Source organism: Sphingomonas trueperi (assembly GCF_011927635.1).
GTDB lineage: Bacteria > Pseudomonadota > Alphaproteobacteria > Sphingomonadales > Sphingomonadaceae > Sphingomonas > Sphingomonas trueperi.
Genome location: NZ_JAATJB010000016.1, coordinates 1 through 15,766, shown reverse-complemented (window position 1 = coordinate 15,766; position 15,766 = coordinate 1). Strand labels below are relative to the sequence as shown.

At 67.8% G+C, this 15,766-nt stretch carries 9 protein-coding genes; 4 read left to right on the top strand and 5 right to left on the bottom strand.

The window, feature by feature from the left end:
* The first annotated feature begins 49 nt into the window (after window positions 1-49).
* The 4 genes from GGR89_RS18980 (at window position 50) to GGR89_RS18965 (ending at window position 7,286) form a co-directional block, all read left to right on the top strand.
* Window positions 50-3,061: a TonB-dependent receptor gene (locus GGR89_RS18980; RefSeq protein ID WP_245201727.1), complete on the top strand. Its 3,012-nt coding sequence runs from the start codon at window positions 50-52 to the stop codon at window positions 3,059-3,061.
* 112 nt (window positions 3,062-3,173) lie between these two features.
* On the top strand, window positions 3,174-4,721 hold the full coding sequence (locus GGR89_RS18975) for a tryptophan halogenase family protein (protein WP_125976800.1): 1,548 nt from the start codon (window positions 3,174-3,176) through the stop codon (window positions 4,719-4,721).
* Entirely contained in the window at window positions 4,718-6,289 is a 1,572-nt protein-coding gene (locus GGR89_RS18970; RefSeq protein ID WP_241213645.1) for a GH39 family glycosyl hydrolase, read from the top strand. The genes GGR89_RS18975 and GGR89_RS18970 overlap by 4 nt, the downstream gene beginning before the upstream one ends.
* A gap of 58 nt (window positions 6,290-6,347) precedes the next feature.
* Complete coding sequence (locus GGR89_RS18965; protein WP_241218020.1) at window positions 6,348-7,286, top strand: 3-keto-disaccharide hydrolase; 939 nt, start codon at window positions 6,348-6,350, stop codon at window positions 7,284-7,286.
* Between the two features lie 129 nt (window positions 7,287-7,415).
* Here GGR89_RS18965 and GGR89_RS18960 read toward each other — a convergent pair whose 3' ends face one another.
* The 5 genes from GGR89_RS18960 to kduD all read right to left on the bottom strand — a co-directional run bounded on the left by GGR89_RS18960 (window position 7,416) and on the right by kduD (window position 15,562).
* Window positions 7,416-9,014 carry a family 43 glycosylhydrolase gene (locus GGR89_RS18960; RefSeq protein ID WP_125976803.1) on the bottom strand — a complete coding sequence of 533 codons (1,599 nt, stop codon included), beginning with the start codon at window positions 9,012-9,014 and terminating at the stop codon, window positions 7,416-7,418.
* A complete protein-coding gene (locus GGR89_RS18955) occupies window positions 9,014-10,009 on the bottom strand; it encodes an alpha/beta hydrolase (RefSeq protein WP_167713050.1) in 996 nt (331 codons plus the stop codon). Before GGR89_RS18955 ends, GGR89_RS18960 begins: the two co-directional genes overlap by 1 nt.
* A 23-nt stretch (window positions 10,010-10,032) precedes the next feature.
* The gene (locus tag GGR89_RS18950; RefSeq protein WP_125978390.1) at window positions 10,033-12,933 is read right to left on the bottom strand and encodes a TonB-dependent receptor; all 2,901 of its coding nucleotides are present in this window, start codon (window positions 12,931-12,933) and stop codon (window positions 10,033-10,035) included.
* A 323-nt stretch (window positions 12,934-13,256) separates the two neighbouring features.
* Window positions 13,257-14,822: a carboxylesterase/lipase family protein gene (locus tag GGR89_RS18945; protein ID WP_125978388.1), complete on the bottom strand. Its 1,566-nt coding sequence runs from the start codon at window positions 14,820-14,822 to the stop codon at window positions 13,257-13,259.
* On the bottom strand, window positions 14,807-15,562 hold the full coding sequence (kduD, locus tag GGR89_RS18940; RefSeq protein ID WP_125978386.1) for a 2-dehydro-3-deoxy-D-gluconate 5-dehydrogenase KduD: 756 nt from the start codon (window positions 15,560-15,562) through the stop codon (window positions 14,807-14,809). Before kduD ends, GGR89_RS18945 begins: the two co-directional genes overlap by 16 nt.
* Window positions 15,563-15,766: the final 204 nt, after the last annotated feature.

The following is a 15,766-nucleotide window of genomic DNA, read 5'->3' as shown; positions in this document are numbered from 1 at the left end:
AGGGAGGGGACTCATGATCAACCGCTTTTCACCTATCCATGTTTCGTCGTTGACCACAGCGCTGCGCGCCGGCGCGTCACTGGCAACGCTGTCATTGCTCGGCCTGTCGGGCACCGCGCTCGCCCAGACCGCCGCCGCGGCCCCCCAGGGCAGCGAAGCCGCGACCCAGGACGCGACCGCTGGGGACGGCGCCCAGGAAATCGTCGTCACCGGCATCCGCGCCTCACTGCAGAGCGCGCGCAACCGCAAGCGCGACGCCGAACAGGTGGTCGATTCGATCACCGCGCAGGACATCGGCGCCCTGCCCGACCGCTCGGTCTCCGAAGCGCTGCAGCGCGTCCCCGGCGTCACGCTCCAGCGTACCAACGAGAATCGCGATCCGGCGCGCCTGTCGTCGGAAGGCGGCGGCGTGTTCATCCGCGGCCTGTCCTGGGTCCGTTCGGAGCTCAACGGCCGCGACGTCTTCTCGGCGAACAACGGCCGCGGCCTGTCGTTCGAGGACGTGTCGTCGGACCTGCTGGTCGGCGTCGACGTCTACAAGAATCCCTCGGCCGAGCTGGTCGAAGGCGGCATCGGCGGCATCGTCAATCTCCGCACCCGCAAGCCGTTCGACGCGCCGGGCTATGTTTTCGCGCTGTCCGGCGACGCAAACTATGCCGATCTGCGCAAGAAGACCTTCTGGTCGGGCAACGCGCTGGCCAGCGGCCGCTGGCAGACCCCGCTGGGCGAAATGGGCCTGCTGCTCAGCTATTCGATCAACAACATCGGCAACCGCACCGACAGCATTACTGCCGGCCGCTATGACCGCGGCACGCTGAGCGCGCCGCAGGACGGCCTCGCCGCCGGTACGAACGTCTACATCCCCGCCGGCATGGGCTTCCGCCGCATCGACTGGCAGCAGAAGCGCACCGCATTCGACGGCTCGTTCCAGTGGAAGCCCAGCGACACGCTGCAGCTGACCTTCGAGGCGCTGATCTCCAAGGCGACCCCGCACGACATCGAATATGCGGTGGGCGACTATGACACGCCCTCGTCCGACAACAGCAGCTACCAGTTCGGGCCGAACCGCGAGCTGCAGTCGGGCACCATCGCCAACCGCAACCTCAACCTCGACACCCGCGCGGGCAGCCAGGACAAGAAGACCCAGGACTTCTCGGGCAACCTGCGCTGGACGCCGAACGAGAACTGGTCGGTCAGCGCGGACCTGCAGTACATCAAGTCCACCGCCAAGGTGTACAGCATGACGGCGTTCACCGGCGCCAGCATCCCGACGACGATCGCCTTCGACTTCAGCGGCGACGATCCCTCGATGACGTTCTCGCCTACCAACAGCGCCCAGTCGCTTACCAACAAGAACGACTATTGGTGGGCTGCGGCGATGGACCACATCGAGAACAACGAAGCGCATGAATGGGCGAGCCGCGCCGACGTGGAGTACACCTTCACCGACAGCGACGTCCTGAAGTCGTTCCGCGTCGGCGGCCGCTTCACCGATCGCAACGCCACCACCCGGCAGAGCACCTATAACTGGGCGATGCTCTCGGCGCAGTATTGGGATCAGAGCAGCCCGGTCTTCCTCAACCAGACCGGCCGCGCCGGCGGCACGCAGAACGCCGGCCTGCCCAACCAGACGTCGCTGATCAACTACAACAACTTCTTCCGCGGCAAGGTACCCCAGCCGGGCGCCGGCTTTTGGTTCCCGGCGGCCAGCCTCGTCCAGAACGGCACGGCCAATGCCTACAGCTACCTCAAGAGCACCGAGATGCTCGATGCGAACGGCCAGCCCACCGGCTGGAAGCCGCTGAGCGACGACTACACGACGACGCCGGGCGGCATCAACAACCAGATCGAGCGGACCTACGCCGGCTATGCCCTGCTGCGCTTCGGCATGGACCAGAGCGCGATCGGCAAGTTCGACGGCAATATCGGCGTCCGCGTGATCCGCACGGAGAACGAGGCGAGCGGCACGCCGATCTCGATCGCCGCGCCCACTTCGTCGCCCAATCTGTGCGTCGTCGGCACGCCGATCACCACCGGCCCGCGCGCCGGCCAGACGGTGAACGCCACCGATTGCGCCAATTATGCGGCGGCGTTCCGCTTCGCCGGCGGCACGATCACGCAGGCGACGGCAGGCAGCGGCTCGTATACCGACGTCCTGCCCAGCCTGAACCTGCGCTTCTTCCTCAAGGACAATCTCCAGCTGCGCTTCGCCGCGGCCAAGGCGATCGTCCGCCCGACCTTCATGCAGCTCAACCCCTATGTGCAGCTGGGCTTCAACTTCGATTCGGTGACGGGCATCGCCACCGGCGTCGGCAGCAACGGCAACCTCACCGGCTTCACGGGCAGCGCCGGCAATCCGAACCTGAAGCCGACCCGCTCGAACCAGTTCGACCTCAGCCTCGAATATTACTTCGGGCGTTCGAACAGCATCACGCTGGCCGGATTCTACAAGGACATCTCGAACTACATCTTCGCCGGCGCGACGCAGCAGACCTTCACCTCGAACGGCCAGACGTTGACCTTCGACGTGACCCAGCAGACCAACGGATCGAAGGGCAAGATCAAGGGTTTCGAGCTCGGCTATACCCAGTTCTTCGACATGCTGCCGGGTGCGCTCGGCGGCCTCGGCTTCAGCGGCAACTTCACCTTCGTCGATTCGTCGGGCGGCAAGAATACCGCGGTCAACGTGTTCGACTCCAACCAGACCACCAACGCCGGGCTCAGCCTGCCGCTGGAGGGCCTGTCGCGGACCTCGTACAATGCGGCGCTGGTGTACGAGAAGTACGGCGTCTCGGCGCGTGCGGCGTATAACTGGCGCTCGCACTATCTGCTGACCACGTCGGCCGCGAACCTCAACTACCCGGTCTGGTCGGAGAGCTATGGCCAGCTTGACGCCTCGATCCTCTACTCGCTCAACAAGCACATCAAGATCGGCGTGCAGGGCTATAACCTGCTCAACTCGCGCACCTTCCTGGACGTGGGCGATCCCAGCCTGAAGCCGCGCTACAGCTGGACCGACACCGACCGGCGCTTCGCCTTCCTGTTCCGCTCGGTCTTCTAAGCTTCCTCTGCCTCGCCCCCGGACCCGCATGGGTTTCGGGGGCGGATTTTATCGACGGCGGATCGCGCCTAGGCTCGGCCGCACCAATCACGAGAATCGAGAGGGTGCCGCGATGGCGCAGCACATTCTGATCGCGGGCGGCGGCAGTGCCGGCTGGATGGCGGCGGCGCTGTTCGCACGGCTGCGACCGGCGCCGGAGACGCGGATCACGCTCATCGAGTCCGAAGCGATCGGCACGATCGGCGTCGGCGAGGCGACCGTTCCGATCCTGCGCGACTTCAACCGGCTGCTCGGCCTGGACGAGCCCGACTTCGTCGCGGCCACGCAGGGCAGCTTCAAGCTCGGCATCGAGTTCGTCGGCTGGGGCGAGGCCGGCAATCGCCACTTCCATGGATTCGCCGATTTCGGTCCGCCGATCGAGGGCGTCGCCCCGCACCACCACTGGCACCGCGTGCGCGAAGCCGGGCGCATCGCCGACCCCATCGACGCATGGTCGATGCCCGCCTGCGCCGCCGCCGAGGACCGTTTCGCGCCTCCCGAGGCGCTGCGGGGCGAGGCAGGCGAATATCGCTATGCCTATCATTTCGACGCCGGCCTCTACGCACGGCTGCTGCGCAGCTATGCGGAGGCCCGCAGGGTCGTCCGGGTCGAAGGCCGCATCCTCGGGGTCGAGCGCGATCCCGGAACCGGGGACCTCGCGACGCTCCGGCTCGACGGCGACCGCGCGATCGCGGCCGACCTGTTCATCGACTGCACCGGCTTTGCCAGCCGCCTGCTGGGCGAAGCGCTCGGCACGCCCTTCGTCGACTGGTCGCGCTGGCTGCCGGCGGACCGCGCGCTGGCGCAAGGCTGCACCCGCGCCGGCCGGTTCACACCCTTCACCCGCGCCACCGCCCATACCGTGGGCTGGCAGTGGCGGATCCCGCTCCAGCACCGCACCGGCAACGGGCTGGTCTATAGCAGCGCCCATCTTTCCGATGACGAGGCCGCAGCACGGCTCGCGGCGAACCTCGACGGCGATGCGATCGGCGATCCGCGCCCGCTGCGGTTCACCACCGGGCGCCGCGAGCGGTTCTGGGCGCACAATGTCGTCGCGATCGGGCTGGCCGCGGGGTTCATGGAGCCGCTCGAGTCCACCAGCCTCCAATTGGTCCAGACCGGCCTCGGCCGCCTCGCCGAGCTGATGCCGAGCCAGGGGCCCACCGATCCCGCCATCGTTGCCGAATATAATCGCCAGACGATCGGCGAATATGCGCGGATCCGCGACTTCCTGATCGCGCATTACTGCAGCAGCCGCCGCCCCGAGCCGTTCTGGCGCGACATGGCGGCGATGGCGCTGCCCGACAGCCTCGCCCACAAGCTCGCGCTGTGGGACGCGATGGGGCGGGTCCCGCTCCACGATCTCGAATCGCATGCCGAGGCGAGCTGGGTGGCGGTGCTGCTCGGCCAGGGCCGCATGCCGCGCGGCCATGATCCCGCCGCCGACCGCCCGCCGCTTCAGGCGGTGGAGAAGATGTTCGCCGCGCGCCGCGCGGCACTGCTGGCGGCGCTGCCGCGCCTGCCCGCGCACGACCATTTCGTCGCTCGAACCTGCCGCGCGGATGCGGCGCGAGAGCCGCGAATCCAATGCCGATATCCGAAGGGGGAGACGATCTCTTGAAGCGACTGCACCGGATCACCGCCGCCGCCGGACTGCTGCTGGGGCTCACCGGCGCCCCCCTGCGCGCACAGACGGCGCCGCGCACGGTCCGCGTCGACGTCGCCACCGCCAAGGCGCCGATCGATCGGTTTTTCGACCTGTCGATCGGCTCCGACTATCCGGGTACGCTGCGCCGCGACGATGCCATGGCCCAGCTCAAGACTGCGCATGACGAGCTCGGCTTCCGCTACGTCCGCTTCCACGCGATCTTCCACGATGTGCTGAGGACGGTGCAGCGCAAGAACGGCGCCATCACCTATGACTGGACCGGCATCGACGCGCTGTACGACAAGCTGCTCGCCCGCGGGGTGAAGCCGTTCGTCGAACTCGGTTTCACGCCCGAGGCGCTGAAGACCTCGGACAATTCGATCTTCTACTGGAAGGGCAACACCTCGCACCCGGAGCTGGGGGCATGGCGCGACCTGCTCGTCGCCTTCGTTCGCCACGCGCAGGCACGCTATGGCCGCGACGAGGTGCGCAGCTGGTTCTTCGAGGTGTGGAACGAGCCCAATCTCGACGGCTTCTGGGAAAAGGCCGACCAGAAGGCCTATTTCGACCTGTACGACGCCAGCGCCCGTGCGATCAAGGCAGTGGACCCCGCGCTGCGCGTCGGCGGCCCGTCGACGGCAGGCGCGGCCTGGGTGCCCGAATTCCTCGCCGACATGCACAAGCGGGGCACGCCGGTCGACTTCGTGACGACGCACACCTACGGCGTCGAGGGCGGCTTTCTCGACGAACAGGGCAAGCAGGACACCAAGCTCTCCCCCTCCCCCGACGCGATCGTCGGCGACGTGCGCAACGTCCGCCGTCAGATCGACGCCTCGCCCACGCCCGACCTGCCGCTCTATTTCACCGAGTGGAGCACCAGCTACACGCCCCGCGACCTGGTCCATGATTCCTATGTGAGCGCGGCGTACATCCTCACCAAGCTCAAGGCGGTGCAGGGCCTCGTCCAGGGCATGAGCTACTGGACCTTCAGCGACCTGTTCGAGGAACCCGGCCCGCCGACCGCGCCGTTCGAGGGCGGCTTCGGGCTGATGAACCCGCAGGGCATCCGCAAGCCCGCCTGGTTCGCCTACAAATATCTCGACGCGCTGCGCGGGCGCGAGATGCCGACCGGCGACCCGCACAGCATTGCCGCCGTCGACGGCGCGAAGCTGGCGGTGGTGCTGTGGGACTGGCACCAACCCGACCAGCCGGTGAGCAATCGCTCCTTCTACGGCAAGCGCGTTCCCGCCAGGGCGGCGCCGCCTGCGACGGTGCGGCTGGCCCATCTGCGCCCCGGCACGTACACGCTACGCCTGTTCCGGACCGGCTACCGCCACAATGACGCGTTCTCGGCCTATATCGACCTCGGCATGCCGAAGGCGCTGACCGGCACGCAGGTCGCCGCGCTCCAGCGCCTGACCCGCGACCTGCCCGAACGGGACGAGACGGTAACCGTGCCGCAGTCCGGCACGCTCAGCGTGCCGATCGCGCTGCAGACAAACGACGTGCTGTTGCTGCGGCTGGAACCGCTGGCACGCTGATGCCGATCGGCGCTACGCTCGACACGCCATCGATTCACCTCGCCGACGAAGGATGTCCATGATGCTCCGTACGCTCGCCCTTCTGCTTTCGCTGCCATTGGCGGCCGGCGGCCAGGACTCCAAGGACCTCGCCCGCGCCCTCGCCGGCCCGACCAACGCCGCGCCGCAGCGACTCATGCTGGTCGATCTGCCCAGGCCGGCGGGCGCGCGCATCCGGCTGTTCGACGGCAAGTCGCTGGACGGCTGGCAGCCTTGGCTGGGCTATGCGGACCCCGGCATCACCTACAAGGGCGATCCGGTCGCGACTCCGATCGGCACGTTGCGGGACACCAGCGGCGACTTCGCGGTGCGCACCGTCGATGGCGAGCCGGCGATCTGGGTGAAGGGCGAGACCTGGGGCAGCCTGGTGCACCGCGCCGACCTGCGCGACTATCACCTGCGGCTCGAGTTCAAATGGGGTCCCAAGCGCTGGGCACCGCGCGCGACGCTGCCGCCGAACAACGGCCTGCTCTATCATACCCATGGCCGCCCGGGCGAGGTGTTCGGCACCTGGCAGCCCTCCGTGGAGTTCGAGATCATGAAGGGCTCGACCGGCATGCTGGTGATGGTGGGCAAGGCGCTCCGCGCCCACACCAATGTCGCCTTCGACGACGCGCTGATCGCGCCGCATCTGCGCTTCCGCCTCGATGGGCGCATGGTCGACATGATCAACGGCACCCCGACCTGGAACGTCGAGGCCGCGGTCGACGCCGAGAAGCCGGAAGGCGAATGGAACGTGCTCGACCTGTACGTGCTGGGCGATCGCGCGGTGCACGTCGTCAACGGCGTGCCGGTCGCCGAGGCGCGCGACCTGGCCGTGATCGGCGCCGACGGCAAGCGCACGCCGCTGACCCATGGCCGGATCCAGCTGCAATCCGAAGGTGCGGAGACCTGGTTCCGCCGCATCACCGTCGAACCCATCAAGCGCTTGCCGAAGATCGTCTCGGCACGGGGCTGAGCAAGCGAGATCGTGCCGCTCCACGGAGAGGCACAGGCTGGGGACGGATCCTCCGATCGCCGCGGACGGCGCAGGGCCACCGCGAAGCGGCGGGCCCGTCACGGCGGGTTAACATCACGTCATCCTGCTCTAATGCTCAGGCACATCCAGCAGCGCCTCGAAGCGAAAGTCCCGAAAGCGCGCGCGTCCCGAGCCGGCGCAATATAAACCCGGGCGCAGCATCAGGAAGCCGCCGCGCACATTGTGATGATAGCCGGACACCTCCATGCCGCGATCGAAGCGCCGCCAGCCTTGCCCTTCCTCGCCGCGCGTCCAGAGCGAGACGATGTGACGGCGGTTCACGACCCGCATCCGCAACATGCGGCCATGCGGGTTGGGCGGACGACCGCGCTCCGCCCCATATTGATGCGTGACGAACCGTTCCGCGTCGAAGCCCAGCCCGCAATAGAGCCGATCGTCATAGAACAGCAGCAGTCCGGCGGTGGCGCCCGCATCGATCTCGATCGTGCATTCGAACTGGTACGCCTGATCCCCCGCAGTGAGCAGCAACGGCGCGGAGTCCCGGGGCGCGCTGCCGCGGCCGGCGAGTTCGAGAACGCCGCCGGAGACACGCACGCGATCGGCCTCGTCTGCCGCCGGCCGGAAGAAGTTCCATTTCCGCCCCAACGCCAATGTCTCGAAGCGGTCGGAAAGCGGTTGCCCATGGGGTACCGCGCTCCCACCGCGAGGCTTGGCGATGGGGGCGGAAAGGTCGCCGCCGGTCATGCGGAACCAGCCATCGGCGGTCCAGCGGACGGGATCGAGCAGCGCCTGCCGCCCGAGCGTCCAGAAGCCGTTCTCATAGCCGTGATAGACCGACCACCAGGATCCGTCCGGCGCCTCGACAAGACTGGCATGGCCGCGGCACCACCAGCGCTCCGTCTCGTCGCGGGTGCGTACGACAGGATTGCCGGGATCATTCTCCCAAGGCCCGTGGATCGATCGGGCGCGGGCGACGATCACCATGTGCCCGGTGGGTGGTCCTGCGGTGCCGCCAACCGCCGTGATCATGTAGAACCAGCCGCCCCGGCGCACGATCTTGGGGCCTTCGGGCGAGAAGCTCTCGACGTCCCATTCCTCGGGATAGCGCCAGGGATCATAGACATGCTCGACCGGGCCGGCGACCGACAGCCCGTCCGCCGCCAGTCGCACGCGATCGCCGCCAGACAGGAACAGCCAGCGTGACCCATCCTCGCCGACCGCATGGCACGGATCGATATGCGCGTGCAGCCCGAGGTCGATCGGGTCGCTCCACGGGCCGTCGATATGGTCGGCCCAGAGCACGTAGATCGTGTTGGGTGAGGCTTTGACCGGCACGTAGAGGAAATAGCGGCCGCCATGCTTCTCGAGGCTGACTGCCCATACCGAGCCTATGTTCCGGGTGAGCGCGGACGCACGCGGCTGCCAGTTCACCAGATCGCGGCTGTGCCAGATCGTCAGCCCCGGATAGCTGTCGAAGCTGGAAAAGGTCATGTAATAGTCGGCGCCGTCCTTCAGGATGGCAGGATCGGGATGATCGCCGGCGAGCAGCGGGTTGAGGAAGCGCCCGTCGCCCAGATCGGGCTTGCGCTGACCGTCGAAGCCGCATGCCCATGGCGAGTCGCGTTCGGGGCCAGCCGCTCGCGCGAGCGCGGGCGCCCCCGCCCCGGCCACCGCGCCCGCCAGCAAATCTCGTCGGCCGATCCGCATCACGCGAGCCCGCGCGCCTCGGCCCAGCGCCGGAACAGCTCGGGCCAGACGGCCACGGGCTTTCCGGCGGCCAGGCGGAGCCCGAAGCCATGCCCGCCCTCGGGGAACAGGTGCGTCTCGGCGAGCACGCCGGCCGTCCGCAACGCCGCGCGCATCTCCAGCGTGTTTTCCACCGGCACGCTCGCATCGTCCTCGGCATGGAGCAGGAAGCAGGGCGGCGTCCGCGCCGTGACGTTCCATGCGGGGCTGTGGGCGCGTTCCAGCGCCCGGTCGGCATGCGCACCCAGCAGTTGCATGCGCGAACCCGGGTGCGCTGTCGGCAGCGTCATCGACTGGACCGCATAGAGCAGCGCCGCGCCGTCGGGGCGCGCAGAGAGGCGGTCCGCCGCATCGATCGCGGCATAGGTGGGGGCATCGAAGCGGGTCGCGAGATCGCCGCAAAGATGACCGCCCGCCGAGAAGCCCATCGCGACCATCCTGTTGGGCCGGATGCCATATTGCCCGGCGCGCGATCGGAGCACCCGTATCGCCCGCTGCGCATCCGAAAGCGCCACGTCCGGGCCCGCGCCCCAGCCCTCGCCCGGCAGCCGGTAGAACAAGACGAAGGCGGTATAGCCGCGCGCCGCCAGCCAGCGGCCCGTCTCATAGCCTTCCTTGTCGACCACCACCCAGCGATAGCCGCCGCCGGGAAAGATGAGCACCGCCGTACCGTTGGGCCGCTCCGGCCGGAACACGACGAGCCTCGGGTGGGTGACCCCATGGACGGCACGGTCGGCAAGCTGCAGATCCTTGCTCCGCTCGTCGACCGTCTCGACCGGCGGCGCGGCGGGAAGTCCCGGCGCACCGTCCGGCCAAAGGTCGATCGTCTCGCGCGGGTCGGGGCGACCCGGCACCCGCTGGCCGGCCACCGCAGGCGGCGAGGTCTGCGCTGCAGCGGCCCCGCCGATGCCGAGGGCGAGCGTTCCGAGCAGCGCCCGTCTGCGATCGATACCCATCGCCTCCTCCCCTTTCGCGCTGCTCACATCTTAAAGCGCGCACCGATCAGGATCGTGCGACCGAAGTGGTTATATTCATAGTTCCGGTTGGCATCGAGATCGGTGTAGCGATCGCGATAGTCGTCGGTGAGGTTCGTGCCTTCCAGCGACACCTCGACGTTCGGCGTGATCTTGTAGCGGATCGAGGCATCGACGTTGAGCGACGAGTTATACCCCTCGAAGATGTTGCCGGTGCCGGAGCCGCCATCGATATACGGCCCGCGATAGCTCACCGAACCGCGCGCGCTGAACTTCTGGTCCTCATAGTAAAGCGTGCCGTTATAGGCGCGCTTCGACAGCCCGTAGAGCGTCTCGGTCCGCGTTACCGCGACCAGCGCGCCGCCGGGTGCGATCGCCGGCCCGCTCTGCGTATATGCCGCATCCGAATCGATGAAGGTCGCGTTGGCGATCATGCCGAAATTCTTGAGGAAGCCCGGCAGGAAGCGGAAGGCGGTCTGGAACGAGACTTCCATGCCCTTCAGCGACGCGCCGGTCCCGTTGGTGATCGTGCTGATCTGCCAGATCTGCCCCTCTGGGTTCGACGCTGCAGGCGAGCTTGGCGGGATGATCGACAGCGGCAGGCCGGTCGAAGCGTAGCTGCCCGAGGTGGTCACCGAAACGGGGAAGCTCTCCACATTCTTCTTGAACAGCGCGACCGAGACGATCGATTGCGGCGCGAAATACCATTCGGCGGCGATGTCATAGGAGGTCGCGCGGAACGGATCGAGCTGCGGGTTGCCGAAGTTGATGCGATAGTTGAAGCCGTCGACCGAGCCGCCGGGAGTGAGATTGCCGAGCGTCGGCCGGGTCATCACCTTGGAAACGGCGCCGCGCAGGATCACCTGCTCGGTCGGGAACAGCGCAACGTTGATCGCCGGCAGCCAGTCGTCATAGTTGCGCCGCACCGTGACCGCCACGCCGTTGTTGAGACCGGTGGAGGTCTGGTCGGTTCGCACGTAGCGCATGCCGGCATTGGCGGCGTAGCGAAGCCCGAACAGATCGCCCTTCACATCGAATTCGAGATAGCCGCCCTTTGCAGCCTCGACCACGTTGCGGATGTTGCCCGGATCGATCGCCAGCGGGCGATCGTAGAGGCCGGTATACTTCGCCGAGGCGTCGATATTGGGGATGAGGAAGGTGCTGGTCGTGCCGGACGGCTGGCCGGCATTGCCGAGGTTGAACGTCTCGCCCAGCCCCGCTACCGGGAAGCCATAGATGGCGCCCGGCGCGAAGACCTGGCTCGATGCCGAGCAGGTCACGTTGCCCAGCACCGCGTCGCGCGCGGCGGCGGCTTTGGTCGGGCACACCACGGCATCGCGGGTATAGGCGACGGAGTCGAAGGAGAAGCGGCGATAGACACCGCCTGCCTTGACCTGAAACCCGTCGGTCACGTCCCATTCGGTGCGCAATTGCGCGGTGCGGAACTTGTTGGTGACGTTCGAGGGGCGATCGCGGATCTCGGCCAGCTGGAAGTTCGCCGGATCGGTCACGCTGGTGCCGAAGGTCAGCTTCGGCTGCCACATGTTGGAATAGTCGTAGCTGTAGTTCTGCGCGGTGCGGTTGTCGAAGACGAAGGTGGTCTCGACCGGGATGCTCGCATCCGATTTCGAAATGCCGCCGAGCAGGGTGAAGCGGAGCGTGTCGGTGACGTCCTGGTCCCAGCTGCCGCCGATCTGATAGAATTCCGTCTGCGACTTGCGCAGATAATGCTCGGTGCGGACCCAGGCGTCGTTGAGCGTGGCCGACACCATGTTGCCCTTGGTGTCATAGGTCGGGTTGAGCAGGTCGATCGAGCGCTCGTTCGAGCGCAGCAGCACCTCGCCCCATTTCTCCTCGCGCGTCTCCTTGAAGCGCGAATAGAGCCCGTCGATCGAGATCTTGGTGCGGTCCGTCGGCGCGAACTGGACACTGCCGGTGATGCCCAGCCGCTCGCGATCGTGCCCCACCTCGCCATAGCGCGGGATGCGCGGGTGGAAGGCCAGCGCCGCCTCGTTGCACGCCGCGCTGGAGCGATAGGTGCCGCCGCTGTTGCGCACCGGCGTCGTGCCGGTCGCGCTGTTGTAGAAGCAGGGCGTACCGTTCACCGAGTCGAAGCGCGCCTGCGCCCAGCGCACCGTGTTGTTGCCCAGCTCGAGATTGTTGGTCTTGCTGTACGCCGCCGAAACCGACGCGCCGAAGGTGCCGGCGGCGTTCTTCCAGGAGAGCAGGCCGGCAAGCCGCGGCCGCACATTCTTGGAGAGATCATTGTAGCTGGCCTGCGCCGAACCAACCGCGGTGAGGCCGGTCTTGCCCGCCAATGGATTGCCGGTGTTGAGGTCGACCACGGCGCCGAGCGAGCCCTCGTCCAGCGACGCCTCCGCGGTCTTGTGGACGACGATCGAGGTGAACAGCTCGGAGGCGAACACGTTGAAATCGAAGGCGCGATCGCGGTTCGCGCTGGCGCCGTCGGTCGAGGTCGCCACCGTCTCCATGCCGTTGACGCGAACCCGGGTGAACTGCGCGCCGAGACCGCGCACGGTGATCGCCCTGCCCTCGCCCGCATCGCGCTGGATCGAGATGCCCGGGATGCGCTGCAGCGATTCCGCCAGATTCTGGTCGGGGAACTTGGCAATGTCTTCCGCCACGATCGCATCGACCGCCGCCACCGAATCGCGTTTGACGTTCAGCGCCGCATCGAGCGAGCGGCGAAAGCCGGTGACGATGATTTCCTGATTTTCCGCCTGCCCGGCGTCGATTCCGGTCGACGGCACCGTCTGCGAGCCATCCGACGCCACCTGCGCCGCGGCCGCCAGCGGCGCGGCCAGCGCCAGGATCAGTGCGCCTGCCGAAACGCCCCGCAAGTGCTGCATGCGTGCCTGTCCCGGCACCGAGAACCCCTCAGCCATCTCTCTCTCCCTTCGTCCCCGCGGGACAGTCCGTTCTGAAAGCGGCTGCGCGCGCCTGCACGCTGCCGTCGTCCGATCCGTGGGAAGGGTCCTGCACGCGATGTCCGCGCGTCTGTTCGATCCTCCCCGGGGTCCACGGGTCTTCGCCCGCTGTTCCCGTGCCTTTTCTGCGCGCGATGGTAACCGGTGTCAACAGGCGTTTCGCGTGGCGGATGCAGTGTTTTTCGTCGCCGACCGGAGCGTTGTGAACACGCCGGATCGCACCGCGGGCACGCGCCCGCGATGCGGTCAGCCGTCCGGGCGTTCCCGCCTTTGGTCGCCGGTCAGGTACCCGGCTGGATATAGGGGACGCGCGCGAACAGCTCGCGCTGCCAGCGACGCGGATCGTTCTCGATATGGCTGTGCGTGTCGAACATCATCGTCGCGCGGGTTGCGAGGTCGTAGCGTGGCCAGCGCGGCATGCCCGCAGCATTGGGATCGCCGGCCCGGGCGAAGGCGACGAAGCGTTCCTGCATCGCCGCACTGGCCGCCCGCGCGTCGGCCGCCGTGCCGGTTTGCGAGCCCTTTGCGGCGAGGGTCCCGAACACCAGCGGAATGTCCATCGTGTGGAAGGCGCCGCGCCGCGGATCGGTGCGCGAGGTGAAGTCGACCTGGTAGACGAAGGTAGGCGCACCAGCGGCGGCTCGCGCCTCGGCCTCGATCACCTGGCCGCGCCAGCTGCGGCCCGCGGTGGTGGCGGCATAGAATATCTCGGTGGGCGACCAGTCCGGAAAATGCGCGCGATATTGCGCCACCACCCATTCGGGTAGGATGTCGATCTTCAGCTCGGGCGCCATGCGCGCGGCGAGATTGTCCCAGTCGAGGCCGCGCACCTTCTCCGAATCCGGCGAAAGGAACGCCCTGGTTTCGTCGCGGACATTGCCCAGGATCATCGGGATGGCGTTGCCCAAAGGATTGGCGTCCGGCCAGAACGGATGACGCGTGAGCCACTTCATGTCGAGCACCGGTCCGAAATACAGGCCGCCGCCCAGGATCGGGTCCGTGGTGTCCAGCCCCTCCACGAGCCGCGCCACCGGCAGGTCGAGCAGCGGGGAAAGGTCCCGCTCCGAAAGCTTCAGCCCTGCCAGATAGGCGCGCGCCCGTGCGGTGGCGTTGAGCGGGCCCGAGGCGGTCACCTGCTGGCCGCTCATCGTCGCGGCGCGGTGGAACAGCCCCTGCGCGGCCGGCATGCCCAGCATCGTCGCGATCTTGGCCCCGCCCCCGGACTGGCCGAACACCATCACCCGCTGCGGGTCGCCGCCGAACGCGGCGATGTTGGCGCGCACCCAGCGCAGCGCCAGGATCAGGTCCAGCTGCCCCGCATTGCCGCTATCGGGAAAGCGCGGATCTAGCCGCGCAAGATAGAGATAGCCGAGCGCATTGAGCCGGTGGTTGACGGTGACCACCACCACGTCGCCCCGCGCGGCCAGCGCCTCGCCGTCGTTGAGCGGATCGGTGACGCTGCCGTTCGAATAGGCGCCGCCATGGACGTACAGCATCACCGGCTTGCGCGCCCGACTGTCCGCTTCGGTGGTCCAGATGTTGAGATAGAGGCAGTCTTCGTCCTGCGGGCCATAAGGACCGCGCTGCGGGCAGACCGGGCCGAACTTGTCGGCAGCGATCGTCTGCCCCGGAGCGGCGAAGGCGACAGGCGCGCGAAAGCGCGGGGCGGTGCCATATCGGATGCCGCGAAACGCTCGCACCCCGCTGGAGCCGGTACCGACGAAGTCGCCCGCGGCAGTGCGGACCACACCGTCCGGGGCTGCGCGCGCGGCCGCCGCGGCGACCAGCGCCGCCCCCGCCCCGAGCGCGCCGCGCCGCGTCCAGCCCTGGCTCACCGCGCGAGCCATCCGCCGTCAACCGCAAGGATATGCCCCTGCACATAGGCCGCCGCATCGGAGGCAAGGAACACCGCAGCGCCGCCGAGATCTTCCGGCGCCCCCCAACGCGCCGCCGGTATCCGGTCGAGGATCGCGGTGTTGCGCGCCGCATCCGCCTGCAGCGCGGCGGTGTTGTTGGTAGCGATATAGCCCGGTGCGATCGCGTTGACCGTTACCCCGTGTCGCGCCCATTCATTGGCAAGCAGCTTGGTGAGCCCACCGACTCCCGCCTTGGACGCGGTATAGCTCGGCACCCGGATGCCGCCCTGGAAGGTGAGCATCGACGCGATGTTGATGATCCGCCCCTTGCCTTGCGCGATCATGTGCCGCCCCGCTGCCTGGCTGAGGAAAAACACCGATTTGAGATTGGTGTCGATCACCGCATCCCAGTCCGCCTCGGTGAAATCAACGGCGTCGGCGCGGCGGATGATGCCCGCATTGTTGACCAGGATATCCAGCCGCCCGAGCCGCGAGAGTGTCTCGTCGACCACCTGCCCTATTGGCGCGATCGTCGACAGGTCGGCGGAGACGATCTGCGCCCGGCGGCCGAGCGCGACGATCTTGGCTACCGTTTCCTCGGCAGGGGTGCGGCCGACACAGGCGACATCCGCTCCCGCCGCCGCCAGCGCGACGGCAATCGCCTGCCCGATGCCGGTGTTCGCGCCGGTGACGACGGCCACTCGGCCGCTGAGATCGAAGGGGTTGGTCATGGCATGTCCCTCTCCCCCTGCGGGAGGGGGTCGGGGGGTGGGCCCCCGCTATCCAAGGATTGCATCGCGCGCGAAGGCCGGGGGCCCACCCCCCAGCCCCCTCCCGCGCGCGGGAGGGGGAGTTAAGGGGTCAGGCCAGCTGGCAGATATCCAGCACCTGCATGTCGGTATAATCCTGGTTCTCGCCCGCCATCGCCCAGATGA

Excerpts from the sequence above, each read along its gene's own strand:
- GGR89_RS18975 (WP_125976800.1), top strand. The coding sequence starts at position 3,174 with ATGGCGCAGCACATTCTGATCGCGGGCGGCGGCAGTGCCGGCTGGATG.
- GGR89_RS18965 (WP_241218020.1), top strand. The coding sequence starts at position 6,348 with ATGATGCTCCGTACGCTCGCCCTTCTGCTTTCGCTGCCATTGGCGGCC.
- GGR89_RS18960 (WP_125976803.1), bottom strand. The coding sequence starts at position 9,014 with ATGCGGATCGGCCGACGAGATTTGCTGGCGGGCGCGGTGGCCGGGGCG.
- GGR89_RS18955 (WP_167713050.1), bottom strand. The coding sequence starts at position 10,009 with ATGGGTATCGATCGCAGACGGGCGCTGCTCGGAACGCTCGCCCTCGGC.
- GGR89_RS18950 (WP_125978390.1), bottom strand. The coding sequence starts at position 12,933 with ATGGCTGAGGGGTTCTCGGTGCCGGGACAGGCACGCATGCAGCACTTG.
- GGR89_RS18945 (WP_125978388.1), bottom strand. The coding sequence starts at position 14,822 with ATGGCTCGCGCGGTGAGCCAGGGCTGGACGCGGCGCGGCGCGCTCGGG.
- kduD (WP_125978386.1), bottom strand. The coding sequence starts at position 15,562 with ATGACCAACCCCTTCGATCTCAGCGGCCGAGTGGCCGTCGTCACCGGC.